This window comes from Actinophytocola xinjiangensis (assembly GCF_001921215.1).
GTDB classification, from domain to species: domain Bacteria; phylum Actinomycetota; class Actinomycetes; order Mycobacteriales; family Pseudonocardiaceae; genus Actinophytocola; species Actinophytocola xinjiangensis.
The window spans coordinates 218,920-243,506 of sequence record NZ_MSIF01000003.1; the positions used below are offsets into that span (position 1 = coordinate 218,920).

Below are 24,587 nucleotides of genomic sequence, written 5' to 3' on the forward strand. Positions count from 1 at the left end.
CCTCCTCCGGCCGGGACCATAGTGGAGGGTTGGTCAGCGGCCCACCGCGTACCCCTGCATGCCGCGCGGGTTGGCCCCGGCGGAGAGGATGCCGGTTTCCGGGTCCCGGGCCACCGCGCACAGCCGGCCCTCCGACCACGGTTCGCCGACGGTCACGTCGTGGCCCCGGCGGCGCAGCTCGGCGATGGTGTCCGCGCCGAGCCGGCTCTCCACGGTGAGCGAGCCGGGACGCATCGCCCGGGGGTAGAACGAGCCGGTGAAGCTGTCGTTGTGCCAGTTCGGCGCGTCGATGGCGCCCTGCAGGTCCAGCTGCCCGCGCACCGGCGCCCGGTGCAGGACGGCCAGGAAGAAGTGGAAGCTCCACTGGTCCTGCTGGTCGCCGCCCGGGGTGCCGAAGGCCATCACCGGTTCGCCGCCGCGCAGCGCCAGCGACGGGGTGAGCGTGGTCCGGGGCCGCCGGCCGGGGGTCAGCGAGTTCGGCAGACCGGGTTGCAGCCAGGCCATCTGCAGGCGGGTGCCGAGCGGGAAGCCGAGCGCGGGGATCACCGGGTTGGCGTGCAGCCACCCGCCGCTGGGGGTGGTGGCGACCAGGTTGCCGTGCCGGTCGACGACGTCGAGGTGGCAGGTGTCGCCCCGGCTGGCGCCGGTGTCCATGACGGTGGGTTCGCCGGCGCCGGCGGCCACCGGGATGTCGGCGGCCTCGCCCAGGGCGTAGTCGCTCAGTCGCGGGGCGCGTCCGCCGGGGCTGCCGGGGCGCAGTTCGGTCGACGCGCGGTCGCCGATCAGTGAGCGGCGCTGCGCGGTGTAGCCGGGGGACAACAACTCGGTCATCGGCACGCCGTCACCGGCGTCGCCGTACCAGGCCTCGCGGTCGGCCATCGCGAGCTTGGTGCCCTCGACGAGGGTGTGCACGTAGTCGGCGGTGCCCGCCTCGGGCAGGACGTCCGGGGCCAGCGCCAGCTGCTGGAGGAACGCCGGGCCCTGGGTCCACGGCCCGGCCTTGCACACCGTCCAGCCGTCGCGGTCGTAGGTCAGCGGCGGCTCGTAGGTGGCCTCGTAGGCGGCGAGGTCGTCACCGGTGAGGGTGCCGGCGTGCCGCTCGCCGGAGGTGTCGAGGACCTCGGTGGCGGCGAACGCGGCCAGTTCCTCGGCGATGAAACCCTCCCGCCACGCGCGCCGGGCGGCCTCGATCTGGGTCTCGCGGCCCGGTCCGGCCGCCTCGGCCTCGGCGACCAGCCGCCGCCAGGTGCCGGCCAGCGCCCGGTTGGCCAGCAGCTCACCCGGCGCGGGCGAGCGCCCGCCCGGCAGGTAGACCTCCGCCGAGGAGGGCCACTCGGTCTCGAACAGCTCGCGGACGGTCTCGATGGTCTCGCCGATGCGTTCCACCGCCGGGGCGCCGTGCTCGGCGTAGCCGATGGCGTAGGAGAGCACATCGGCCAGGCGGCGGGTGCCGTGGTCACGCAGCAGCAGCATCCAGGCGTCGAACGCGCCGGGGACCGCGGCGGCCAGCGACCCGGTCCCGGGCACCAGGTCCAGGCCAAGCGAGCGGTAGTGCCCGATGGTCGCACCGGCCGGGGCCGGGCCCTGACCACACAGGACGGTGGGCCGCCCGCCGGCCGGGGCCAGGATCATCGGCACCTCGCCGGCCGGGCCGTTGAGGTGCGGTTCGACGACGTGCAGCACGAACCCGGCGGCCACGGCCGCGTCGAAGGCGTTGCCGCCGTCCTCCAGCACGGCCATCGCGGTGCTGGAGGCCAGCCAGTGGGTCGAGGAGACCATGCCGAAAGTGCCCTGCAGAGTGGGTCTGGTGGTGAAGGACAACGGCACTCCTCAACTGGTCGGCGCGCTGGCCGCGCGGTCGGTGGCCCGGCGACGACGAGCCCGGTGAATCGGCACGAGCACGACGACGACCAGCATCGCAGCGTAGATGACCGGCGCTATCGGACCACTGACGAAGTAGGCGAGGTCACCCTGGGCCAGGAACAGTCCCTCGCGCAGGTGCTTCTCGATCAGCGGCCCGAGGATCAGCCCGAGGATCAGTGGCGTGAGGTTGAACTTCAGCTTGCGCAGGAAGTAGCCGGCGATGCCGGCGACCGCCAGCGTGTAGGCGCCGAGCATGCTGTTCGTGGCGCTGAAGGCACCGACCGTGGCCACCAGCAGGATGGCGACCGCCAGCACGTGCGCCGGGATCCGCAGCATGCTCACCCACACGCCGATCAGCGGGATGTTGAGCACCAGCAACATGATGTTGCCGATGTACATCGACGCGATCACGCCCCAGAAGATGTCCGGGTGCTGGTCGACCAGCAGCGGTCCTGGCTGGATGCCCTGGATCATCAGCGCGGACAGGATCAGCGCCAGCGTCGCCGAGAACGGCAGGCCAAGCGAGAGCACCGGCACCATGCCCGAGGTGGCCGCCGCGTTGTTCGCGGCCTCCGGCCCGGCGACGCCCTCGATGGCGCCGGTGCCCAGCTGCTTGCGGTACTTGGACAGTTTCTGCTCGGCGCGGTAGGAGGCGAAGCTGGACATGGCGGCCGAAGGTCCCGGCAGCAGTCCGAACAGGAACCCGATCACCGAGCCCCGGCCCCACGGCGCCCACGAGCGGCGCCACTCCTCCCGGGAGGGCACCATGTCCCGCACCCGCACCCGCGCCACCTTCGGCGTCCGGCCGCTGTCCTCCATCAGCGAGAAGACCTCGGCGATGCCGTACAGGCCGATGGCCACCGCGACCACCGGCAGGCCCGACGCGAGGTCCAGCGAGCCGAAGGTGAACCGGTAGACCGAGGTGACCTGCTCCTGGCCGACGGTACCCAGCGCGAGCCCCACCGCCAGCGGGAACATGCTGCTCATCAGGGTGCCGCCGGAGATCCGGGACAGCATGATCAGCCCGCACACCATGACGGCGAAGAACTCCGCCGGCCCGAAGTCCAGGCCCAGGTCGGCCAGCGACGGGGAGAACGCGGCGACCAGCGTGATCGACACGGTGGCCGCGATCAGCGAGCCGACCGCCATGATGAACAGCGTCGGCCCGGCCCGTCCCTTCTTGGTGAGCTGGTAGCCGTCGATGGTGGTGACCACCGACGCGGTCTCCCCCGGCACGTTGAGCAACACCGAGGTCGTCGACCCGCCGTACATCCCGCCGTAGTAGATGCCGGCGATCATGATCACGGCGGCGGCCGGGCTGAGCGTGTAGGTGAACGGCAGGATCAGCGCGGCGCCGGCCACCGGACCCAGCCCGGGGATGACGCCGATCGTCGTTCCGATGAGGACACCGATGAACGCCGCGAGCAGGTTCTCCGGTGTGACCGCGACGCCGAACCCGTAGGCGAGTCCTTCCAGCGCGTCCATTCGCTACACCCCCGTCAGGGACGGGAACGACACCTCGAGCAGGACCACGAACAGCAGGTGGACCGCGACACCCAGCCCGCACCCGTACAGCGCCGAGCGCAGCCAGGTTCCGGCCCCGAGCACCCGCAGCGCCACCACCGCGAAGGCCGACCCGCTGATCAGCAGGCCCAGCAGCGGCAGTGCGACGAGCAGTCCCACCAGCGCGCCGAGCACGGTCAGCATCCGTCGCCGCCGCAGCCCGCGCGGCAGGGTGTAGGTCGCGTCCTCGTCGCGTCCGCGCAGCGCCTCCAGCCCGGTCAGCACGCTGATCACGGCGAACGCCAGGCCGACGGCCACCGGGAACAGCCCGGCGCCCGGACGGTCCTCGGTGCCCAGCGGCAGCAGCAGCGCCTGCCACAGGTAGGCCAGCGACGCCACCAGCCCGGCGATCGCCGCCATCAGCCGGCCACGCCACAGCGGTAGGGCCGTGCTCTCGTCCCGTTCCACCGCCTGCTCGGTCATCGCCGCCTCACCCTTCGACGAGTTCGGCGAAGGCCTCGGTGTCGGCCTTGATCTTCGCGGCGAAGTCGGCGGCGTCCGAGGGGGCGTAGACGTAGCCGTTCTGGTCGAGGAACTCACGGAACTCGTCGCTGTCCACGACGGCCTGGTGCGCCTCGGTCAGCCGCTTGCGGGCGTCCTCGGGCAGGCCCTTGGGCGCGATGACGCCCGAGCGGTCGGGGGTCAGCCGCACGTCGAACCCGGCCTCGGTGATCGCCTCGGACGGCAGGAAGGTGTAGTCCCCGTCGGTGAACACCACCAGCAGCCGCAGATCCTCCGACTGCACCAGGCCGGCGAGCCCGGCGGGGTTGACCGCCACCGCGTCGACCCGCCCGCCGAGCACGGCGGTGATCGCCTCGGAACCACCGCCGGAGAACGGGACGGTGGTGAACTCGGCGCCGGAGACCCGCGCGAACTCCTGCAGTTGCAGGTCCTTGACGTTGCCGGCGCCGCCGACGGAGATGGTGCGCTTGCCCGGTTCGGCGCGCATCGCCTCGACGAAGGCGGCGAAGTCGTCCCACGGCGCGTCCGCCTTGACCGCGACCGCCGTCGGCTCGTCACCGAACCCGCCGATGCACTCGTAGTCGTCGGTGGTGGCGTAGGACAGGTCGTCGTTGCGGTGCACCTGCAGGGCCAGCGGGGAACTGTGGCCGTAGCCGATGGTGTAGCCGTCGGCCGGGGCGGTGACCACGGCGTTGGTGCCGATGGTGCCCGAGCCGCCCTCGCGGTTCTCCACCACGATCTGCGTCCCGAGTTCCTTGCCGAGCTGGCGGGCGTACTGCCGCGCGACGGGGTCGCCGGAACCGCCGGCGCTGTAGGGAACGATGAGTTTCACTGGTTTGGTGGGGTAGTTCCCGCTACCGCCCGCCGCGCCGCAGGCGCCGAGCACGAGGGACATACCGACGGCAGCGACCGCTGCCGCCCGGATCACGCGACTGTTCCTTCCCGTACGCACTGATGGGTCCGCCTTCCTTGTCAGTTCGGTGCGGGGCTACCACCCCAACGCGTAGGCGACCCGACGTGGATCGGCGGCACCGAAGTACCCGCGACCGTCCACCTCGGCCCGTATGGCGCCGACCGAGCCGGCGACCCCGGTCAGCTCCGGCCAGCTCTCGACCCGGTGTCCCTTCGCCACGAGGCCGGCGGCCACCTCCCGGCCGGCCCGGCCCTCCAGCCGGACCAGGCCGGCGTGGTACGGGTGCGGGTCGTGGGTGCCCGGGTAGCTGTAGGTGGCGGCCCTCGGGACCTCGACGGCGGCCTGCGGGTCGAGCCCGTGGTCCAGGTGCGCGACGAGGAACTGCACCATGGCCTGCGGCTGCACGTCCGCGCCCGGTGTGCCGTAGGGCATCACGAACTCGCCCGGCTTGACGACCAGGCCCGGGTTGGGCGTCAGGCGCGGGCGTTTGCCTGGCCGGATGCTGGCCGGATGCCGCTGGTCGATCCAGGACTGGACGCCCCGGCTGGAGATGATGAACCCGAGCCCCGGCACGATCGGGGTGCCGGTGACACCGTCGCTGGGCGTCGCGGAGAACGCGTTGCCGGCACTGTCCACGACACACAGGTAGCTGGTGTCCGGTTGCGACGGACCGCCGGCCGGTGTGGGGAACCGCCACTGGCTGGGCTCCGGCTCCGGGGTGCCGTTGAACGCCCAGGCGTCGCCCGGGGCCGGCATGCCGGGGCTCGCGGCGCCCAGGTCGATGCCGGCGCGGCGGGTGGCGGCGTACTCCGGGGACAGCAGGCCCTCGACCGGAACCGGCACGAAGCGCGGGTCGCCGTAGTACCGGTCGCGGTCGGCGAACGCGGCCTTCAGCGCCTCCAGGATGACGTGGTAGTAGTCGGTTCCGCCCAGGGGCAGGGCGGCGAGGTCGTAGCCGGCGAGGATGCCGAGCGTCTGGAGCACGACCGGGCCCTGGCACCACGGCCCGCAGCCGTAGACCCGCGCCCCCCGGTAGTCCACCGACAGCGCGTCCTCGACCTCCGGCTCGAACCCGGCGAGGTCCTGTTCGGACAGCCAGCCGCCGCCCTCGCGGCTGAACCGCACCAGTTCGGCGGCGATGTCGCCCCGGTAGAACCGGTCGCGGGCCGCGGCGATCCCCGCCTCGCGGGTGGTGCCGGTGGCGTCGGCGTCGCCGAGCCGGGTGAGGGTCGCGGCCAGGTCGGTCTGCACGCAGCGCGCGCCGACCGGCAGCGGATCACCGTGCGCGTCGAGGAACACCGAGGCGTTGCCCGGCCAGCGGCGCAGGTTGGCCACCGCCTTGGGCTCGGACATCGTGTCGTGCATGACCGCGTGCACCGGGAAGCCCTCGGCCGCCAGTTCGACGGCCGGCGCGGCGACCGCCCGCAACGACATCGTGCCGAAGCGTTCCAGCGCGGTCAGCCACGCGCCCATGGCCGCCGGCACCACCGAGCGCGGCAGCCCGACCGGGATGTGGCCGGTGCGGGTGAAGTAGTCGAGGTCGGTGCCGGCCGGCCAGTGCCCGAGCCCGCTGATCGTGGCGACCCGGCCGGTGTCGGCCTGGTACAGGCAGATCGGGGCGACGCCGCCGATGTTGGTCAGGTCGGGCTGGACCACGTTGAGGCACAGCCCGGCCGCCACCCCGGCGTCCACGGCGTTGCCGCCCGCGTCCAGGATCCTGGTCGCGGCGAGGGAGGCGAGGTAGTGGCCGGTGGAGACCATGTAGCGCGAGCCCATGATCACCGGTCGGCTGGTGCGCGGCACCCACTTGTCGCTCATTGCTGTCCCGGCTTCCGTGGGGTTCGGGGTGGGGTGATCTCGGCGGCGCCGGCGAAACGCTCCGGGCGGAACGCCGCGAACAGCTCCTCCTCGCCGCCGAGCACCTCACCGGCGACCGCCGGGCCGAGGAACGGGGCGAGCGTGACGCCGCTGTGCGTGGCGACGACGTAGAGCCACGGCGCGTCCGGGTGGCGCCCGGCGATCGTGCGGCCGTCGGCGGGCATGGCCCGCTGGCCGACGAGGACCCGGTTGATGACGGCGGCGTCCAGGTCGCGGATCAGCGCCCGCGCCCGGGTGAGCAGTTCGGCGCCGACGGCCGGGTCGGGCGGTACGCCGGGATCGGCGGTGGCGTCCAGGTCCAGTGCCTGGAGCTGGAGCCGGCCGCCGCCGGCCGGCCGCACGTTCAGCCAGGGGCTGGTGACCAGCCGGGACAGTTCGACGGGCACCGGGTCGGTCTCGGCGAGGTAGCCGACGGTGACGTCCCCCGGCTCACCGAAACCCAGGACCGGGACGTCCACACCGGCCAGCGCACCGAGTTCGGCGCTCCACCGGCCGGTGCAGGACACGACGGTGTCGGCGGTGAGCACCGAGCCGTCGTCGAGGGTGACCGCGCAGCCCGTTGCGGTGGCCCGCAGGCCGGTCACCCCGGTGCGGGTGCGGACCCGCGCGCCGGCCTCGCGGGCCAGCCGCAGCTGGTGGGCGAGGTAGGGCAGCGGGTAGCAGTGCGCCTCCTGGGTGAAGTGGGCGATGGTGTCGCAGTCGTCGGGTATGTTCACGCCCGGCAGCAGCGCGCGGGCGCGGTCCGGCGTGATCTGTTCGACCGGATAACCTCGGCCGGTCAACCGTTCCACGCGGGCGCGCAGGTCCCGCCGGTGGTTGTCGTCCATGGCGAACTCGACGTGCCCGTTGCCGTGGAACCAGTCCACGCCGCCGGCGGCCAGTTCGTGGTGGGCTCGCAGGCCGGCGAGGTTCAGGTCGTGGTAGGCGCGCGGCTCCTTGCCGTTGGCGTTGACCCAGGCGTAGGAGGTCGAGGACGTCCCCGTTCCCGGCACGTCACGTTCCACCAGCGTCACGGCTGCTCCCCGGCGGGCGAGCGCCGAGGCGACCGACACGCCCACCACTCCGGCTCCGATCACGACCACGTCCATGCGGCAGAGCGTAAGATTCACTACATGAAGGAGTCAATGACGTAGTGGAAACTTCAGATTACGTGGACGAGCCCCTTCACCAGCGCGTCACCGCGCTGGCGGGGAACCTGTCGGCCAGCGAACGCCGGGTCGCGGAGTTCATGGCCAACCACCCCGAGGTGGTCGTGTCCTGCTCGGCGGCCGAACTGGGGGCGCGCACCGGCACCAGCGACGCGACCGTCGTCCGCACCACGAAGGCGCTGGGCTACAGCGGTGTGCGCGAGCTGAAACGCAGCCTGCTGCGGGTGTTCACCCGCCAGCGCGACCTCGCCGCCACCCTGGACGGCCGGCTGGACCGCGCCGGCCGGACCGGCGACCAGTTCGCCGGCGTCCTCGACGACTCGATCGAACTGCTCGGCCACCTGCGCGACACCGTCGACCCCGACGCCTGGCGTCGGGCGATCGACGCCCTGCGCGGCGCGCGGTCGGTCATGGTCTACGGCATCGGCCCGGCCGCCTGCGTCGCCGCCTACCTGAGCCTGTCGCTGACCCGCATCGGCGTGGCGACGCGCGAGGTGACCACCACCGGCTTCCGCCTCGCCGACGAGCTGACCACGCTGCGCGCCGGTGACGTGGTGGTGGTCTTCGCGCCGCTGCGGGAGTTCCGGGAGATCTCGGTCCTCGTCGACTACGCCGGCGAGGTGGCGGCCCCGGTGGTGCTGGTGACCGAGAGCCTGGGCATGGCCCTGGAGTCACGGGTGCACGCGGTGCTGTCCACCCCGCAGTCCACCACCGGCGCCGCCAGCGAGATCACCGGCGCCCTGGTCCTGGCCCACGCCCTGACCATGACCCTGGCCGCCCACGCCCGCGACGACGCGGTCACCACCCTGCGGCTGGTCAACCAGCTGCGGGCGGCCATCGTCGGCACCGAACTGGACATGGCCACCCTGCCCCCGCCGGACTGACCTCAGCCGTCGGCCATCGCGGTCACGACGGTGACCAGCAGACCCATCACCTCGTCCACCGGCACGGCCTCCAGGTCGCTGTTGCGCACACGGTGGCCGGAGTACTCGATGTCCACATAGGTCTCACCACCGACCACGAACCCGGCCCACAGGATGTTGCCGCAGTACACCGCGTAGCCGGTCTCGGCGAAGGGCAACGAGTACAGCGGCGTGCACTCGCGTTTGGTGCTGCTCAGCCGGGACTGCACGTCCCGGGCGAGTTCCTCCGTGGCCAGTATGTTGCCGGTCGAGGGATAATGGTCGGTCCGCACGGCCAGGTTCATCTCGACGTAGCCCTCGGTGTGGTCACGCCAGTCGTCACTTCCCCGGGACAGGGTGCACCCGGCCCCGCCGCCGGTCGTCAGACCGGCCGGCTCGGTCGCCGCGGCGATGGCGGGACAGGCCTGCTGCGCGGTCGGCTTCTCGGGCATCCGGAGATCCGCCATGGCGTCGAACAACGGGTTCTTCTCCTGCTCCGGCGGGATGATCCGTGGCGGGCTCGGCTCCCCCTCACCGCTGAGCGTCATGAGGATGCCGGTGATCTCGCCGTAGGTCACCTCCGCCGGCAGGGTCGTGGAACTCACCGGGTCCAGCGACACCTTCTCGGTGCCCCACACCGAGATCAGCATCAGGTACTCGCCGGAACGGAAGTACGCCTCGGTGTCGGTGCGCACGCCCTCGCGGTGGAAGATGAACCCGGCGTCGCCGACCGGGAACCGCTCGACCGCGTTCGCCGTGTACTCGGGCTTCTGCCTGAGCTGCTCGCTCTGGCTGAGCGCCCCCTCCTGGAGTTCGGCGTAGCGCTGCTCGGCGTTGTCCTTCCAGACCGCGATGTCCGCCCGCAGGTCGATCGAGCCCTCCTTGAGCAGCGACAACCCCGGGGTGAGGAACCGGCAGTACAGCCCGGTGCCGTCGGTCCGCTTCCCGCTGACCTGCTCGTAACCCCGGGTGCGCATCTTCTCCTTCAGTGCCCCGCACATCGCCTCGGCTCCCTCGCCGTAGCCGAAGGAGTTCGGATCGGGGAACGCCATCTCCTGCAGCGACTCGTTCGCCGGCAGGTCCGCGCTCGGGTCACTGCCCGATCCCGTGCCACCTCCCCCTCCCTGCCACAGCCACACGCCCACACCACCACCGGCCAGCAGGACCACGACCAGCACCAGCGTCACGACCAGGCCCGTGCGCTTCTTCTTCGGCGTCGGCCACGGGTCCGGCGCGCCACCCTGCTGCTGGGGCGGATAGGGCTGGTGGTGCGGCTGCTGCGGGAACCGCGACTGGAACTGGGGCTGTTGCTGTGGGTACCCAGAGCCGGCCCGGTTCCAGCCTGGTTGCGGGTACTGGTTGGACACGACAGCTCCTCAAGGGCATGGGGGACGCGAGAGCCACCCTAGGAACCCGCCGTGCCGTGCGCTGTCAGGTCAACACCTGACAGCGCACGATCCCAGTCAGACCCGGTCGAACGTGAGGTGCAGTTCGACCGGACTGTTGAGACTGATGCCCGACCGCCTCGGCACCTCGGTGCCCGGCTTGAGCCGGAAGTTCGTTGCCCTGGCAAGTAATTCCTCGAACGCGATCGCCAGCTGGATACGGGCGAAGTTCAGGCCGAGGCAGCGGTGCACGCCGATCCCGAACGCCAGGTGCGGGTTGACCGGGCGATCGAAGACCAACTCGTCGGGGCGGTCGAACCGGGCGGCGTCACGGTTGGCCGAGTAGAAGTGCACGGCGATCCGGTCGCCCGCTTTCAACGCCGTACCACCGAGTTCGGTGTCCCGGGTGACCGTGCGGGCCATGTGGGACACCGTCGGTTCCAGCCGCAGGAACTCGTCCAGCTCGCCGCGCCACCAGTTCGGCGCGCGCAGGATCGGCTCGATGTCCTCGCGGGTCGCCAGGTGGTAGCCGATGGTGGCGATCATGCCCCGGGTGGTGTCCAGGCCGCCGAGCAGCAGGGTGGTGACGATGCCCAGCCGTTCCTCGACGGTCAGCGGCCGGCCCTCGACAGTCTCCCTGGTCAACGCGGCCAGCACGTCCTCACGGTCGGCCGGCGAGTTCTCCACCTCGGCCATGGCCTCCACGGCGAGCGCGGCCACCGCCTCGAACGCCGGCGGCGTGCCCTCCACCGCCACCCGGTTCACCGCCGCCACTCCCCTGGCGACCAGATCGGCGTTGTCGGTGGCGAACACGATCCTGGCCAGCGAACCGGCGGAGAAGGGAACGGAATACCCGTGCACCAACTCCACCTCGCCGTCGTCGATGAATCCGTCGATGGCCGCGCGGGCGAGTTCACGCAGCTGGTCCTCGTAACGCAGCAGAAAGGTGCGGGAGAAGTACTTGTTGAGGAACTGGCGGTAGTGCCGGTGGTTCGGCGGGTCGACGTCCAGCGGCACGAGCCGGACCGGCACCCCACGGATACCGGGCTGCGCCGAGCTGTAGATCTCCGGGTGCCCGCACACGGTCCGGACGTCCTCGTAGCGGGTGACGACGTAGTAGCCGCCGTCGGCGGTGGTGTGCGCGACAGGACATTCCTCGCGGGCGACACCGAGCGCGTCGACGAGGTGTTCTCGCTGGTCCTCGGCGTAGAGATCGATATTCTCCAGGATGTCCGCGACAGATTTGTCCATGGACGGATTGTCGTCGGGTCGTCCTGGGTAATTCAATGGTCCGCTCCGCTCCCGACGAACTCCAGCGCGGACCGGCCCTCGGCGACCGGACCGGAGGACCGCAACGCCAGGCCGACACCGGCCGCCAGCGCGGTCAGTTCCTCGACAGTCCGTTCCCGGCCGCCGAAACACATCAGCATGAACAGGTCCATCGCGGTCCGCGCCCACTGCCCGCGCACCGGCTCAACGACCACCACGGTGCCGTGCGGCGCGGCGGCCCGCCGGCAGTTGTCCAGGATCGCGCTCGCGTGCGCGTCGTCCCAGTCGTGCAGGATGTCGGAGAGCAGGTACACGTCGGCGCCGGCCGGCAGCGGGTCGAAGAAGCTGCCGGGGATCGCACTGGCCCGGTCGTCCAGCCCGGCGGCGACGAACCGCGCGGTGGCACCGGCGTTGGTCGGCCGCAGGTCGACGACGCGGCCCCGGACACCGGGATGGACCAGCAGGATCGCCTCCAGCAGCGTCCCGTCGCCCCCGCCGACGTCGAGGATCTCGGTGAACCGCCCCCAGTCGAACCGCTCGGCGATCTGCGGCGCCTGGACCTGGTAGCGCCAGTTCATCTGCGCGTCGAACGAGCGCCGCAGCCGGGGTTGCGCGTCGAGGTCGGCCCAGAAGTCCCGCCCGTAGCGACGCGGGTAGGCCGGCTCGCCGGTGGTGACGGTCCCGAGCAGGTCGACGAACGCGAGGTCGGCCCGCCCGGCGGCGGCGTTGATGTCGAGAAACCGTCGCAGCCCCTCGTCGACGAGTTCCCCGCCGAGGTCGGTCGCCCGGTACCGGCCGTCGTCGTCGACGGCGAAGACCCCGACGGTGACCAGGTGGTCGAGCAGGCAGGCCAGGGCCCGCGCGTCGGCCCCGGCGTCGGCGGCGAGCCGTTGGGCGGTCGCGCCGGTGGTCCCGGCACGCTCGGCCAGGCCCAACGTGGCGGCCACCCGGATGGCCATCGGGGTCGTCAGGTCCGCCATGTCCCGGAGCGACCGGGTAGTCGTGTGGTCCACCCGTTCCAGACTAGCCAGCGGCGTGGACTGTGCGGTGCGTGTGCGGAGCCTGTGCGCCGGCCGGCACAGACTGCTGACGTGGTCACCTTTCAGCAGTTGAAGGACGCCGAACCGGACACCTTCGCCGTCGCGGCGGACGACTGGCTCATGATCGCCAAGGAGGCGGACGCCGCCGCCGAGGACATCTACGACCGGGGCGGCGCGAAACTCCGGGAGAACTGGGCCGACGCCGTGGCCGACCTCGTGCAGGGCCACGTCCGCAAGCTGGGCCAGGACTACCAGGCGGCCGGCATGACCCTGCGCGGCGTGGTGACCACACTGGACGGTCTGGCGGACGCGTTGCGGCTGGCCAAACGCAACCTGACCGACGCCGTCCAGTTCGCCACGACCAACGGGCTTGAGGTCGACGACCAGGGTCGGGTGACCGTGCCGAAGGGGTCCGACGACCCGCAGGCCGCCGACCGCGCCCAACGCGCCGGCTGGCTGATCTGGGACGCCGTCAACGACGCGACGAAGATCGACGAGCAGGCCGCGGCCAGCCTGCGCGCCCTCATCGAGCCGGCGAACATCACCAAGAACCTGAACCAGCAGCAGCTCGCCGACCAGACCAACAACGCGTCGGTGAAGGACGCCGGCCGGGCCGCGCTGGACCTGATCAAGCAGACCATGCCGCTCAACGCCGACCCGGCGACCCAGGCCGCCTGGTGGAACTCGCTGACCGAGGCGCAGCGCGCCGAGTACCAGCGGGCCGCGCCGCTCACCCTGTACGACATGCCCGGCATCCCCGACCAGGTCAAGCGGGAGCTTGCCGGCACCGGCCCGCTCAACCGCATGGAGATGCTGCGCTGGGCGCAGGCCAACGGCGACACCGAGAACACCGACGTCAAGGGCATGAACAACTGCACCAACTTCGTCTCCCACGCCATGCGCGACGGCGGCGGCCTCGGTGAACAGGGCGGCTGGGAGGAGCACCGCACCGGCAAGGACCCCACTGGCTGGGCCGATGCCCGGCTGGCCGGCAAGGAGTGGCAACTGGCCAAGGCGCACCACCAGTTCATGCTCGACAACGGCGGCCAGTCCGTGCCGGTCGGCCAGGCCCGCCCGGGAGACATCGTCTACCTGCAGAACAAGGGCGACATCCACCACACGGCGATCGTCACGGCGGTCACGCCCGGCGGGGACGTCATGGTCACCCAGCACAACCCCGAACATTCGAACGTGAACGTGGTCGACCGGGTCGAGACCGGCCGGATCTACTCCGGCAACGACGACCAGATCCTCGTCGTCCGCCCCGGCTTCAACTGACCCGGTCCACCACCCGTTCCCCACCCCCACGGAGAACCCCATGCCACCACCCGAGATCGAGATGAACCCGCAGGGTGTGCGGGACGCCGCCGCGCAGCTGCGGGAAAGCGGCCAGACCGCCAAGGACCGCATGGGCTCGCTGTTCACCAGCGGCAACGAGGCCAGCGCCGCCCACCCCGGCTGGCAGGTGTCGGCCGCCCTGCGGGAATGTGGCCACACGTGGTGGAAGGAGATGACCACGCTCGTCGACCAGACGGCGTGGATCGCCTGGAAGATCGACCAGAGCGCCACCACCACCCACCAGGCCGACACCGCCACCCGCGACGACATGACCTCCGTCCTGGGCGGCCTCCACTCGTGACCCGACACCACCCGACGATCCGCCGGCGACAGTTCGTCGGCGATGGTCCACCGCGGGTAGTTCCGGCGGTGGTTCGTCGGCGGTGGTTCGTCGCGGGCTCCGGGTCCCTCAGTCCCAGTTTCGCAACCACCGGGGCACGGGCAGGCCGACCTCGGTCGCCAGTTCCCGGGCGTCCTGGCGCAGCCGGGCCAGTTCCTCCTTCGGATCGGCCGCGCCCATGACCGTCCGCACGATCTCGGACAGCGCGTAGGAGTCGTGCTCGGCGGCGGCGGTGCGGACCGGGCGGGGCACCGACTTGTCGAAGGACACGTCGAAGCGCCGCAGCCCCGCGCCCGCCGACGTGCACGCGGCACAGCCGCAGTCGGTGACCTCCGACCCGCGCAGGTCGATGCCCCGCTGCCAGTGCAGCAGCTTCGGCACGAACACCTGCGGGCTGCGCCGGGGCCGTGTCCCGTCCGCGCGCCTGGCGACCGGCCCGCCGAGGTTCCTGGTGGAGGTCGACAGCCCGATCGCCGCGAGCCGTGCCCCGGCGGCGATCGCCGGGATGCCCACCGGGCCGGTGCGCAGCAGTTCCAGCCGGCGCCCCGTGCGGTTGCTCCAGCGCAGCAACCGGCGCAGGCCCTGGACCTTGTAGGAGGAGTCGACGGGGTCGATCGGCGCGCCGAGCACCAGCGAGACGTCCCGGTCGGCGGCCCGTAGCTGTTCGGCGAGCACACCGCTGTGCCGGGAGCCCAACCAGCCGCCGTCGAGCACCAGCGTCACCGACACCGACACCGGGTACTCACGGTGCAGTTCGGACTTGAGTTCGTCGACCTGGCCGACCCGCAGCCGAACCCCGGGCGTGCGCACCACCGGCAGACCGAGTTCGGCTTGCGCCTCGATCCAGTCGAACTCCGGCAGGTCGAGGTCGAAGCCGAGTTGCCCGGCCACCACCGGTGGACGCGGCCGGCCACGCGCCAGATAGGCGGCCGGGTCGAGGTCGACCCCGGTCAGCTCGCCGGCCCGCGCCAGCGACCGGGCGATGCGCAACCCGTGCAGTCCCTGCAACGTGACCCCGCCGAACCGGTCCCGGTTGGCGACCGCCTCGGCGGCCGACACCTGGCCGAGGTAGGCCTGAACCCGCCCGAGTCCAGCCCGCGCCCGCCGATCGACCATGCCGTAACGGTAGGCGATCGGGGTCGGCGCTAGGGTGCGTCGGTGTTCCGTACCGCGTTCGCCACACTGTTAGTGCTGCTGGGTTGCCTGCTCGCCGGGCCGGCCGTAGCGGCGTTCGTCCTGGTCAACGAGGTGACCGACGAGGAGAACTATCTCGAGGCCGTCACCCCGCTCGCCGACGAACCCGCTGTTCAGAACGCCGTCGCCGCGGAGATCTCCGACGCGCTCGGCGAGAAGGTTCCCGAGGCGGCCCGACCGCTGGTCGACTCCAGCATCAACAACTTCGTCCAGAGCGACGAGTTCCGCACGTCCTGGGTCGAGGTCAACCGCGAGGTGCACCCCCAGGTCATCGCGATGCTCCGCGACGAGGGTGACGCGGTCGCGATCGAAGGCGACGCGATCGTGCTCGACCTCGGTGTGGTCGCCGCCGACCTGAAGGCCAGGTTCGTCGCCGACGAAGTGCCGCTGGCCGAACAGATTCCCGAGGTGGACGCGCGGGTGGAGGTGCTGTCGGGGCCGTCGATCCGGCAGGCGGTCCCCGCGTTCGACCTGTTGGAGAAGCTCAGCGTCTGGCTGCCGGTGGCGTCGATCGCACTGATCGTGTTCGGTCTGATGCTCTCCGCGCGGCGCGGCCAAACCCTGATCGTCACCGGTATCACACTGGTGGTGATGATGGTCCTGGTGATGATCGCCGAATGGCTCGGCGGCAGCCAGGTGGCGGCCAAGAGCCCCAACCAGGACATCACCGGCCCGTTCTATGACGCCCTCACCAGCACGATGTCGGTGTACCTGTGGGCGATCTGCGGGATCGGCGGCGTGTTCGTGATCCTCGGCGCGGTCCTGTCCCGTCGCGCGGCGACCCGCCCGACGGCACCGCCCCCGCCGCCTCCGCCCCAGCCGGTGCGCTGGGGCTAGCGCGTGGCGCGGAAGCGGTAGGAACGCCCGCCCAGGCTCGTTTTCGCGTCCCGGAAACCGGCCGCCCGCAACCGTTCCGGCAGCAGGTCCGGATCGACCGGGACCATCGTGTCCCCGATGTGCAACAACCGGAACCGAAGGCTGAGCCTGCTGTCCGACCCGGCGAACGTGCCGCCCGAGCCCAACACCCGGGCGGCCTCACCGAACAACCGGTCCTGCTGCGCGGGCGAGGGAACGTGATGCAGCATCGTGTAACACACGACGACGTCGAAGGACCCGTCGTCGAACGGTAGCTGCGCCCCGTCCCCCTCCCGGACGTCGATCCGCTCGCCGAACTGTTCTCGCAACGCCCTGGCCAGGTCCGGGTCCACCTCGACAGCCGTGAGCTGAGCGCCCTGTTCCAGCAGCCACGTCGAGGTGATCCCATACCCGGGTCCGAGTTCGAGAACGCGCCGTCCGTCGAGCGGAACGTCGCGCATCGCCCACGGCAGGACCTGCGCACGCATCCGCTGCGCCCAGGAGTCCGACCGGCAGAGCCTACGGTGCACCGCATTCATCGGCATACCACTGACGCTAGCGCGACACCCGTCAGTCGGACACCATCATGACGATCGCCGGCGGCGCCATGCCGTCGTCGTCGTCATCGTCGTCGTCGTCATCGTCGTCCCCACAGGCCGCCAACAGCGGCAACAACGCGAACGCGGCCAGCACGGCCAGCAACCGCGGATGCCGGCGCCCAGGATCAAGCGACATCTCGTGTCCCATCGTCGAGTAACTCGGTCCTCGCCCACAGTAGTCACATATCGGTCATAAGACCCGAACAGGTCCCGTCAGTCGAGGGCGCGACAGCACGGCGAGCGTCGAACGTTCCTTCGTTCTCATGCCCTGAAGACGCGCCGGAGCGATCGAACGTGAGATCGAAACTCGAATCTCACGTTCGCCCGCCCGCCATCGTCTTCTCAGCGTGCCCCCACCGGGCACACCACCGACGAGGAAGGACCCGAACCATGACCACCACTCCCCCACCCCACACCCGCCCCCACGTAGGCGCGGAGATTTGCGAAGTTCGGCTAGGTTGGAGTCATGGAGTTCGTGTACCCGCCGGTGATCGCGGCCTGCAAGACCCTCTTCCGGGCGCTGGACATGCGGCTGGACCTGCGGGGCACCGAACACGTGCCGACGTCGGGCGGAGCGGTCTTCGCCTGCACGCACGTCAGCTACCTCGACTTCATCTTCTGCGGGCTCGCCGGGCTGCCGGCCGGCCGGCGCACCCGGTTCATGGCGAAGAAACAGGTCTTCGACAACCGGATCTCCGGACCGCTGATGCGTGGCATGCGACACATCCCGGTCGACCGCTCGGCCGGTCAGGGCGCCTACCAGCACGCCGTCACCGCACTGCGGTCCGGGGAACTGGTCGGTGTCTTTCCCGAGGCGACGATCAGCCAGTCGTTCACCGTGAAGTCGCTCAAGACCGGCGCCGTGCGGATGGCCACCGAGGCGAACGTCCCGATCGTCCCCGTGACCGTCTGGGGCAGCCAACGCCTGTGGACCAAAGGCCACCCCAAGAACCTCACCCAACGGCATCTGCCGATCCTGATCCGCGTCGGCGAGTCCTTCCAACCCACCCCCGAGGACGACCTGGAAGCCCAGACCGCCGATCTGCACACCCGCCTCAGCGCCCTGCTCGACGGCGCCCAGCGCGATTACCCCGATTCCCCCAAGCCCGGCGAGGACCCGTTCTGGCTTCCCGCCCACCTCGGCGGCACCGCACCCGCACCGGAGCCGATCACCGCGTGACCCCCCTCGGGTCTGGATCTGGCCCGAAAGCACGTTTCGGCCTGACCGTGCGTTGACGCCTCGCGAGCGACGCGGCAACGCGGTCAGCGAGGGCGGACCACGGCCAACCCACCCCGGCCGGGGGCGTTGGCGATACCTCGCGATCGCCAACGTTCGGCGGGTTCGGAGGTGGGGACCAGTGTTCGGTCGCGCAGGATCGTGCGGAGTACCACGTTCATCTCCATCGTGGCGAAGGCGGCGCCGATGCACCTGCGGTTCCCGCCACCGAACGGGATCCACCGGTAGAGGTCGGGGCGGGCGTTGACGAAGCGGCTCGGGTCGAAGGTGTGCGGGTTGGGGAAGATCGCCTCGTCGTCATGGATGAGGCTGATTCCCACGACGATCGAATAGCCCCGGGGCACCGACCAGCGGCCTATCTCGAATCGTTCGGCCTTGACCTGACGGCCCACGACGTCGATGGAGGGGCGGTTGCGCTGCACTTCCAGGACCGTGGCCTCGCGCAGGGTCTTGCCGCCGGCGTCCACCTCGTCGACCAGGTCGGCCAGGACCGTGGGGTGGCGGCGCAGGCGCTCGACCGCCCAGGCCAGGGTCGTCGCCGTGGTCTCGTGGCCGGCGGCGAGGAGGGTCAGCAACTGGTCGGCGATGTCGGTACGGCTCATCTGGTCGCCGTCCTCGTAGCGGCTCTGCACCAGCATGGCCAGGACATCACCGCGTTCGTCGAGATCGGACTTCTCGGCGATGTCGATCAGTCGGTCGATGATCACGTCGTAGGCGCGGCGCATCGACCAGAAACGGCCCCAGGGCGTCCATCCGCCCACGTCGATCTTGGGGACGGGGACCACCGAGAGGTGTGAGCCCAGGCTGATCAGCTTGGGCAGCAGCACCAACAGTTGGTCGTACTCGCGGCCCTGGGCACCGAACACGGTGCGCAGAATGACGTTGAGGGTGATACGCATCGTCGACGGCAGGACCGGGAACGGCTCGCCCGTTGGCCAGGACGCCAACTCGCGTACCGTTTCCTCCTCGACGATCCGTTCGTAGGCGGCCAGGCGTTTGCCGTTGAACGGTGGCACGAGCAGCCGGCGGCGGCGCTTGTGCTCCTCCCCGGCAAGGGCGAACAGCGACCCGGGGCCCAGCACCCGGCCGAGGTTCTGCTCCAGGTTGTCGACCTCGTCGGGGCCGGCGGTGAACAGCCGCTTGATGTCGACCGGGTCGCTGAGGACGACGGCCCGGCCGAAGACCGGGATGTTGACGGTGAAGGTGTCGCCGTAGCGGCGGCGCATCCGGTCCATTCCGCGTCGCGGCATGGACAGTGCGTACACACCCTGAATGAACCGGGAGGCCGACGGACCGGGTGGAAGCGTCACCACGCGAACGGTACGCCGACGTACCACCGGTGACAACAGCTAGCGTTGGGTAGTGCACCCAGTCTCGACCACTACCCCCGACGACGGGGGCGGTTTCCGCCAACGGCTGCTCGACGGGCTCGCCGCGTCGATCGCCGAGCACGGCTACCGCAACACCACGGTCGCCGGGATCGTGCGGCATGCCCGCACCTCGCGGCGGACCTTCTACGAGCATTTCGCCGACAAGGAGGCGGCGTTCGTCGCGCTGATCACCGAGACCAACGCGGAGCTCATCCGGTGGATCTCGGCCGCCGTCGACCCGCACGCCCCGTGGGAGCATCAGGTGCGTCAGGCGATCGAGACCTGGATCGAGCGCGCTGAGGCAGCCCCGGCGATCACCCTGAGCTGGATCCGGGACGTCCCGGCGCTCGGCGAGGCGTCCCGGGCTCTGCAACGGGACGTGCTGGAAGCGTTCGTCACGATGGTGCAGACCCTGTGCGACACCGAGGAATGGCGCGCGCTCGGCGTCGTGCCGGTGCCGCGCCCGCTGGTGATCATGCTGCTCGGCGGTCTGCGTGAGCTGATCGCGACCGTTGTCGAGGACGGCGGCCGGGCCAGCGACATGACCGAACTCGCGGTCCGCGCGTCGATCGCGTTGCTGGGCCTGCACCTGGCCGTGGCGACGCGCTAGCGCCCTGAGCGCGCACCGCTGGGTCCGCCGCTTCCGTCACGAGGGCACGGCCGGTTTGGCTGGTCACCAACATGAACGGCCAAATACAGCTAGGGTCGGACCCAGGACCGGGTCGGGGGATGACGTCCTGGGGGTTGTGTGCGCACCGGTCAGAAGCGACTGGTGGTGGCCGTGGGTTTCGTGCTGGTCGCGGCCATCACCACCGTCGGCGTGTTCCAGTTGCTGCCGAACGGGACCGACACGTCCGGGCCGGCGCCGACGACCACGGCGGAGCCGGCGCTCACGCCGTCCGGTCTGGCCGACCAGTTCCTCGACCGGTTCACCGCCGGCGACCCGCAGGCCGCCGGCGCCCTGACCGACGATCCCGCCGCCGCCACCACCGTCCTGTCCGACCTGTGGCGCACGCTGCTGCCGAAGTCGGTCACCGCCACCCGCGACGGCCTGGTCGAGGCACCGGCCGGGGCGAGCACCGTGGACCAGCCGTTCACCATCACCTGGGACTTCGGGCAGGAACGGACCTGGACCTATCCGAGCGTCCTGCGCGTGGTCCGGGACGAACGCGGCTGGCTGGTGGCCTGGCGTTCGGAACTGGTGCACCCCAAGCTGACCGCCGGCCGGGGCCTGGCCTTCCGTGACCTGACCGGCAAGCCCGCGGTGCTCGGCAGCGACGACGCGCCGCTGCTCACCTGGTCGCCGACCGGACCGGTCGCCGAGTGCCCGGCATCCCTGCTGACCCCCGCGCTGGGTCGGGTGGCCGCCGGCCGAGCCGGCACACCCGGTTGGTTCATCGCCCTCACCGACGGAGCCGGCCAGGACGTCAGCGCACTGCACGGCAGCGGAACCGCCCCGCTCAGGACCAGTCTCAGCGGCGCCGTCCAACGGGCCGCCCAGTCCGCTGTAGACAGTGACCGGTACGCGGCCGCGGTGGTGGCACTGCGCCCGTCGACCGGTGAGCTGCTGGCAGTGGCGCAGAACGCGTCAGCCGGCGACCAGCCGATAGCGCTGAGCGGCCTCTACCCACCCGGTTCGACGTTCAAGGTAGCGACCGCCGCGGCGATGATCAGCGCCGGCCGGGCCGATGTCGGCACCGTGCTCCCCTGCCCCGGTTCGGTGACCGTAGGCGAGCGAACCATCGACAACGCCAACTTCGCCCTGGGCGACGTGCCCCTGCGAACGGCCTTCGCCAGATCCTGCAACACCACTTTCGCCCTGGGCGCGGCAGATCTGTCGCCCGACGCCCTCCCCGCGGCCGCCACCCAACTCGGCCTGGGCGCCGACTTCGAGATCCCCGGCATCGTCACCGAACTGGGCACCGTGCGCCCGGCGGCGAACACCGCCGAACAGGTGGAGAACAGCATCGGCCAGGGCACGGTGAGAGCGAGCCCTCTCGGCCTGGCCCTCATGGCCGCAACCGTCGCCCACGGCGCCCCGGTAACCCCCACCCTGTGGGCCGCCCTGGACACGAAGACCGTAACGGCCTACACCGCCCCACCACCCGAGGTACTGACCTCCCTACGAACCCTGATGCGCGCCGTCGTCACCGACGGTCTGGGCGCCCCACTGGCCAGATTCGGTGAGGTGCACGGCAAAACCGGCACCGCCGAAGTGTCCGGCGGCGCACACGGCTGGTTCATCGGCTACCGGGACGACCTCGCCTTCGCGACACTGGTGATCGACGCCTCAACCTCATCAGCGGCAGTCGACCTCACCGCCAGATTCCTCGGCGCCCTGTAAAAACTTCTCCGCACGTCGACTGGCCGAGCACGTTGGGGTGCCGCACCGTCGGCGCGGCACGCTCTGTCGAAACGTTGCGACCGCGACGGCTCGTCCATGAGGCGCGCTGGTGACGTTGGCACACTGATCACATGACAGGTTTGACCGCTGAACTCGTGGTCGAAGGGTGCGTCCCGCAGACCCCTGCCCTCGCTCCGAACGGGCGTCTGCTCTGCTACGTCCTCGCTCCCACCAGCCGAATCGGCGACCACCTCGACACCGCACTCTGGCTGGCCGACATCGAAGGCGACGGTGTGTGGAGTCGGGTGACCACCGACACCGCGACGGAGTCCCGACCCCGCTGGTCGGCGGACTCGCGCTCGTTGTACTTCCTGTCCGACCGCGCCGAACGGGGCACTCCGCAGCTGCATCGCCTCGTTCCCGCCGACGGTGTGGTGATCGCGGTGACCAGTTGGCGCGCCGGCATCATCGACCATCTGCCGCTCGCCGATCCCGACCTGGTCGCTCTGCTCGCCGAGGACGAGCCCACCGAGCAGGACATGCGCCGCGCCCAGCACCGCGACGACGCCATTGTCGTCGGTGAGCACGAACCGCACGCCCGGTTGCGCCTGCTCGACCTGCGTACCGGTCAGGTCACCACGCCGAGCGTGTTCGGTGACCGGCACGTCGTGGAACTGCGGCAACGACCCGACGGTGGCCCTCGACTCCCTCATCAGCACTCCCGCGGGCACGATGATCGCGGCCCTGACCGGTACCCGCTACGAACCCACGAACGTTCACCTCGGGCCACCGACCGGGCCGCTGCGGAAGGTCACGAACATCCGCCCCGAACTGGACGGCATCGCCTTCGGCACCCAACGACCACTGGCTTACCGCGCCGCCGACGGACTCGCGCTGGACGGTCTGCTCGTCCTGCCCGTCGGAAGATCCGCTTCGGACGGCCCGTTCCCACTGGTCACACTTGTCCACGGCGGCCCATACGACCGGTACGCCGATCATCTTCAGCTGTTCTGGTTCCCCAGCGCGCAGTGGCTGGCCACCGTTGGCTACGCGGTGTTCCTTCCCAACCCGCGAGGCGGCCAAGGCCACGGTCACGAGTTCGCTGCCAGCGTCGCGGGCAGGGTCGGCCGGGAGGAGTGGACCGACGTCCTGACCGGGATCGACCTGCTCATCGCCGAGGGCATCGCAGATCCCGATCGGCTGGGCATTGCCGGTGGGAGCCACGGCGGGTTCATGGCCGCCTGGGCCATCGGGCAGACCGACCGGTTTCGCGCCGCGCTGGTCAGCGCCGGTGTCACCGACTGGGGAATGCTCGCCGCGACCGGGGAGAACGGCCAGTTCGAGGCCGCGCTCGGTGGCAGCACCGGTTGGGACGGAATCGGTCCACACCCACATGACGCGCTCAGCCCGGTCTCCTTCGCCGGCCGCGTCCGCACCCCGGTGCTCATCCTGCACGGTGCGGAGGACACCAACGTCCCCGTCGGCCAGGCCGTGTACTTCCACCGGGCGTTGCGCCACTTCGACGCCGAGCACGAGTTCGTGATCTATCCGAGGGAGGGCCACTTGATCCGGGAACGCAACCACCAACTCGACATGCTGCGCCGCACCCGTGCCTGGTTCGACCGCTGGCTCCGACCCTGACCGGGGAATTCCCAGGCTGACGACGACAAAGGATCGGAGGCCAGGGAGCCACTGCTGGGACTCGTGCTTCACACCGCCGACACGTTCGTCACCCGCGACGGCGGAGGCATTGCTCCGGCGTCAGGACGCGGCCGGGTTTGCTGTGGTCGCCGCTGCTCTCGCCGCCGCCGACCCCCACCACGCTGATGGGATCCATACTGCTGCGCTCGACGTATTCGGGATGATCGCCAGCGACCGGGACGCCGCCGTGCGGGAGTGCGAGGTATTGGGACGGGATGCTGATGAGCGGGCGCGCCACGACGCGGGCCCATTGACCGCCATGCTGTTCGTTGTGCTTCCCCTCAAACCGGGCGCTGGTGGGCATTCTGGATCTCGACCGGGGTGCGTGCCTCCGGGTTGCTGGGCGTACGGCAGTGCGACATCGACCCGGGACGACAGCTGATCACCGTGGTGCGCAAGGAATCCCGGGCAGTCCAGCAGGTTCCGACGTCGGGGCGGGGTGTCTCCGGCACTGGCGCGCTCCCACGCCTCGATACATTTGCCCGGTGTCGTCCGTTGAAGATCGCGTCGCCGCGGTGATGACTCGCCCGCTGGACGAGGTGCTCGCCGCGGGGCAGGCGGTGAGGCCGCCGGAGGACCTGGTCCGGCGGTGGGACCTCCCTGAACGCGACCGGCAGGCGCTGCTGCGGTGGGGACTGCCGGACGACGATCACCTGCGGCCGCTTTTCCAGCCGGGGACCGACCCGGAGCTGGTGCCCAACCTGGCCGGAGAACGGGAGCGGAAGGCGGCATCGCCGGGCGACCGGCTCTACACGCTGGTCCAGTGGGGCCAGCAGGAACTCCAGCTGCGGATCGGCGCCGTCGCCGGTACCGGACGCGTGTTGAAGATCCAGCCGAAGCCGACCACGGCCGACGACCTTCACCCCGCGCTGCGCGAAGCCAACGCTGGCCTCTACCACCCGTCCGTCGAGTTCTTCAGCTCATCCGTGGCCCAGTTCACCGAGACGTCCTGGCGCTGCCACGCGGCGCTACGGATCGCCTTCGAACTGTGGGAGCAGACGCCCGGCAACGACAGGCCCTGGGAAGAACACGGGGCATGGTTCAGCCGCCTCCACGACTGCGAGCGCATCATTCTCCAGCATGTCGAGCGGATCGACAGTCACGTCCGCGCCGACGACAGCGGCACCCTCTGGACGACAGTCGTCACAGAACTCACCCACGCGGGCAACTGAGAAGCACGCATTCT

The 24,587-nt window shown here is 70.8% G+C and carries 23 protein-coding genes; 9 read left to right on the forward strand and 14 right to left on the reverse strand.

All coding sequences use genetic code 11. The features are described 5' to 3' along the window. Positions 1–33: 33 nt before the first annotated feature. From BLA60_RS08785 to BLA60_RS08810, 6 genes are read right to left on the reverse strand one after another with little or no spacing between them, the layout of a single operon-like run. A complete protein-coding gene (locus BLA60_RS08785; protein WP_075132582.1) occupies positions 34–1,779 on the reverse strand; it encodes a gamma-glutamyltransferase family protein in 1,746 nt (581 codons plus the stop codon). A 51-nt stretch (positions 1,780–1,830) separates the two neighbouring features. Next, positions 1,831–3,348, reverse strand: coding sequence for a tripartite tricarboxylate transporter permease (locus tag BLA60_RS08790; protein ID WP_075132294.1), 1,518 nt, complete (start codon positions 3,346–3,348; stop codon positions 1,831–1,833). 3 nt (positions 3,349–3,351) lie between these two features. Then, positions 3,352–3,849 carry a tripartite tricarboxylate transporter TctB family protein gene (locus BLA60_RS08795; protein ID WP_075132295.1) on the reverse strand — a complete coding sequence of 166 codons (498 nt, stop codon included), beginning with the start codon at positions 3,847–3,849 and terminating at the stop codon, positions 3,352–3,354. Between the two features lie 7 nt (positions 3,850–3,856). Beyond that, the gene (locus BLA60_RS08800) at positions 3,857–4,816 is read right to left on the reverse strand and encodes a Bug family tripartite tricarboxylate transporter substrate binding protein (protein ID WP_075132296.1); all 960 of its coding nucleotides are present in this window, start codon (positions 4,814–4,816) and stop codon (positions 3,857–3,859) included. A 60-nt stretch (positions 4,817–4,876) separates the two neighbouring features. Then, positions 4,877–6,619: a gamma-glutamyltransferase family protein gene (locus BLA60_RS08805; protein WP_075132297.1), complete on the reverse strand. Its 1,743-nt coding sequence runs from the start codon at positions 6,617–6,619 to the stop codon at positions 4,877–4,879. Next, entirely contained in the window at positions 6,616–7,767 is a 1,152-nt protein-coding gene (locus BLA60_RS08810; protein WP_075132298.1) for an NAD(P)/FAD-dependent oxidoreductase, read from the reverse strand. Before BLA60_RS08810 ends, BLA60_RS08805 begins: the two co-directional genes overlap by 4 nt. Positions 7,768–7,829: 62 nt before the next feature. On the opposite strand from BLA60_RS08810, the gene BLA60_RS08815 reads away from it, so the two are divergent. Next, a complete protein-coding gene (locus tag BLA60_RS08815; RefSeq protein ID WP_075132299.1) occupies positions 7,830–8,711 on the forward strand; it encodes a MurR/RpiR family transcriptional regulator in 882 nt (293 codons plus the stop codon). 2 nt (positions 8,712–8,713) lie between these two features. On the opposite strand, the gene BLA60_RS08820 is transcribed toward BLA60_RS08815, so the two are convergent. From BLA60_RS08820 to BLA60_RS08830, 3 genes are all read right to left on the reverse strand, one after another. Further along, complete coding sequence (locus BLA60_RS08820) at positions 8,714–10,096, reverse strand: hypothetical protein (RefSeq protein ID WP_075132300.1); 1,383 nt, start codon at positions 10,094–10,096, stop codon at positions 8,714–8,716. A gap of 96 nt (positions 10,097–10,192) precedes the next feature. Further along, positions 10,193–11,365, reverse strand: a complete 1,173-nt coding sequence (locus tag BLA60_RS08825; protein WP_075132301.1) for a cytochrome P450 — start codon at positions 11,363–11,365, stop codon at positions 10,193–10,195. 32 nt (positions 11,366–11,397) lie between these two features. Next, a complete protein-coding gene (locus BLA60_RS08830; RefSeq protein WP_075132302.1) occupies positions 11,398–12,363 on the reverse strand; it encodes a methyltransferase in 966 nt (321 codons plus the stop codon). Between the two features lie 111 nt (positions 12,364–12,474). Between BLA60_RS08830 and BLA60_RS08835 the strand changes: the two genes are divergently transcribed. Both BLA60_RS08835 and BLA60_RS08840 read left to right on the forward strand, forming a co-directional pair. Further along, the gene (locus BLA60_RS08835; RefSeq protein WP_075132303.1) at positions 12,475–13,701 is read left to right on the forward strand and encodes an amidase domain-containing protein; all 1,227 of its coding nucleotides are present in this window, start codon (positions 12,475–12,477) and stop codon (positions 13,699–13,701) included. 40 nt (positions 13,702–13,741) lie between these two features. Further along, positions 13,742–14,062, forward strand: coding sequence for a hypothetical protein (locus tag BLA60_RS08840; RefSeq protein WP_075132304.1), 321 nt, complete (start codon positions 13,742–13,744; stop codon positions 14,060–14,062). 108 nt (positions 14,063–14,170) lie between these two features. Here BLA60_RS08840 and BLA60_RS08845 read toward each other — a convergent pair whose 3' ends face one another. Further along, positions 14,171–15,217, reverse strand: coding sequence for a hypothetical protein (locus tag BLA60_RS08845; protein WP_075132305.1), 1,047 nt, complete (start codon positions 15,215–15,217; stop codon positions 14,171–14,173). Positions 15,218–15,259: 42 nt separating this feature from the next. On the opposite strand from BLA60_RS08845, the gene BLA60_RS08850 reads away from it, so the two are divergent. Next, the gene (locus tag BLA60_RS08850) at positions 15,260–16,132 is read left to right on the forward strand and encodes a hypothetical protein (protein ID WP_075132306.1); all 873 of its coding nucleotides are present in this window, start codon (positions 15,260–15,262) and stop codon (positions 16,130–16,132) included. Here BLA60_RS08850 and BLA60_RS08855 read toward each other — a convergent pair. Then, positions 16,129–16,695, reverse strand: coding sequence for a class I SAM-dependent methyltransferase (locus tag BLA60_RS08855; protein ID WP_075132307.1), 567 nt, complete (start codon positions 16,693–16,695; stop codon positions 16,129–16,131). The two genes, BLA60_RS08850 and BLA60_RS08855, sit on opposite strands and share 4 nt — an antisense overlap. A 25-nt stretch (positions 16,696–16,720) precedes the next feature. Then, entirely contained in the window at positions 16,721–16,885 is a 165-nt protein-coding gene (locus BLA60_RS43075; protein ID WP_154814226.1) for a hypothetical protein, read from the reverse strand. Positions 16,886–17,215: 330 nt separating this feature from the next. On the opposite strand from BLA60_RS43075, the gene BLA60_RS08860 reads away from it, so the two are divergent. After that, positions 17,216–17,929, forward strand: a complete 714-nt coding sequence (locus tag BLA60_RS08860; protein ID WP_075132308.1) for a lysophospholipid acyltransferase family protein — start codon at positions 17,216–17,218, stop codon at positions 17,927–17,929. Between the two features lie 83 nt (positions 17,930–18,012). Here BLA60_RS08860 and BLA60_RS08865 read toward each other — a convergent pair whose 3' ends face one another. Next, complete coding sequence (locus BLA60_RS08865; RefSeq protein WP_084734808.1) at positions 18,013–19,236, reverse strand: cytochrome P450; 1,224 nt, start codon at positions 19,234–19,236, stop codon at positions 18,013–18,015. A gap of 112 nt (positions 19,237–19,348) precedes the next feature. Between BLA60_RS08865 and BLA60_RS08870 the strand changes: the two genes are divergently transcribed. From BLA60_RS08870 to BLA60_RS08880, 3 genes are all read left to right on the forward strand, one after another. Then, the gene (locus BLA60_RS08870) at positions 19,349–19,966 is read left to right on the forward strand and encodes a TetR/AcrR family transcriptional regulator (protein ID WP_075132310.1); all 618 of its coding nucleotides are present in this window, start codon (positions 19,349–19,351) and stop codon (positions 19,964–19,966) included. A 138-nt stretch (positions 19,967–20,104) separates the two neighbouring features. Continuing rightward, entirely contained in the window at positions 20,105–21,700 is a 1,596-nt protein-coding gene (locus BLA60_RS08875; protein ID WP_245811890.1) for a penicillin-binding transpeptidase domain-containing protein, read from the forward strand. Between the two features lie 654 nt (positions 21,701–22,354). After that, positions 22,355–23,341, forward strand: coding sequence for an alpha/beta hydrolase family protein (locus BLA60_RS08880; protein WP_245811891.1), 987 nt, complete (start codon positions 22,355–22,357; stop codon positions 23,339–23,341). Positions 23,342–23,429: 88 nt separating this feature from the next. Here the strand turns inward: BLA60_RS08880 and BLA60_RS08885 are convergent, their stop codons facing one another. Further along, positions 23,430–23,705, reverse strand: a complete 276-nt coding sequence (locus BLA60_RS08885; protein WP_075132311.1) for a hypothetical protein — start codon at positions 23,703–23,705, stop codon at positions 23,430–23,432. Between the two features lie 181 nt (positions 23,706–23,886). On the opposite strand from BLA60_RS08885, the gene BLA60_RS08895 reads away from it, so the two are divergent. Further along, positions 23,887–24,573 carry an SUKH-4 family immunity protein gene (locus tag BLA60_RS08895; RefSeq protein ID WP_154814227.1) on the forward strand — a complete coding sequence of 229 codons (687 nt, stop codon included), beginning with the start codon at positions 23,887–23,889 and terminating at the stop codon, positions 24,571–24,573. Positions 24,574–24,587 lie beyond the last annotated feature (14 nt).

What these genes read in the sequence shown, in the direction of transcription:
- BLA60_RS08830 (WP_075132302.1), bottom strand. Translation starts at nt 12,363, where the DNA reads ATGGCGGACCTGACGACCCCGATGGCCATCCGGGTGGCCGCCACGTTG.
- BLA60_RS08840 (WP_075132304.1), top strand. Translation starts at nt 13,742, where the DNA reads ATGCCACCACCCGAGATCGAGATGAACCCGCAGGGTGTGCGGGACGCC.
- BLA60_RS08810 (WP_075132298.1), bottom strand. Translation starts at nt 7,767, where the DNA reads ATGGACGTGGTCGTGATCGGAGCCGGAGTGGTGGGCGTGTCGGTCGCC.
- BLA60_RS08845 (WP_075132305.1), bottom strand. Translation starts at nt 15,217, where the DNA reads ATGGTCGATCGGCGGGCGCGGGCTGGACTCGGGCGGGTTCAGGCCTAC.
- BLA60_RS08785 (WP_075132582.1), bottom strand. Translation starts at nt 1,779, where the DNA reads ATGGTCTCCTCGACCCACTGGCTGGCCTCCAGCACCGCGATGGCCGTG.
- BLA60_RS08825 (WP_075132301.1), bottom strand. Translation starts at nt 11,365, where the DNA reads ATGGACAAATCTGTCGCGGACATCCTGGAGAATATCGATCTCTACGCC.
- BLA60_RS08795 (WP_075132295.1), bottom strand. Translation starts at nt 3,849, where the DNA reads ATGACCGAGCAGGCGGTGGAACGGGACGAGAGCACGGCCCTACCGCTG.
- BLA60_RS43075 (WP_154814226.1), bottom strand. Translation starts at nt 16,885, where the DNA reads ATGTCGCTTGATCCTGGGCGCCGGCATCCGCGGTTGCTGGCCGTGCTG.
- BLA60_RS08860 (WP_075132308.1), top strand. Translation starts at nt 17,216, where the DNA reads ATGGAGTTCGTGTACCCGCCGGTGATCGCGGCCTGCAAGACCCTCTTC.
- BLA60_RS08855 (WP_075132307.1), bottom strand. Translation starts at nt 16,695, where the DNA reads ATGCCGATGAATGCGGTGCACCGTAGGCTCTGCCGGTCGGACTCCTGG.
- BLA60_RS08865 (WP_084734808.1), bottom strand. Translation starts at nt 19,236, where the DNA reads ATGCCGCGACGCGGAATGGACCGGATGCGCCGCCGCTACGGCGACACC.
- BLA60_RS08805 (WP_075132297.1), bottom strand. Translation starts at nt 6,619, where the DNA reads ATGAGCGACAAGTGGGTGCCGCGCACCAGCCGACCGGTGATCATGGGC.
- BLA60_RS08790 (WP_075132294.1), bottom strand. Translation starts at nt 3,348, where the DNA reads ATGGACGCGCTGGAAGGACTCGCCTACGGGTTCGGCGTCGCGGTCACA.
- BLA60_RS08885 (WP_075132311.1), bottom strand. Translation starts at nt 23,705, where the DNA reads ATGCCCACCAGCGCCCGGTTTGAGGGGAAGCACAACGAACAGCATGGC.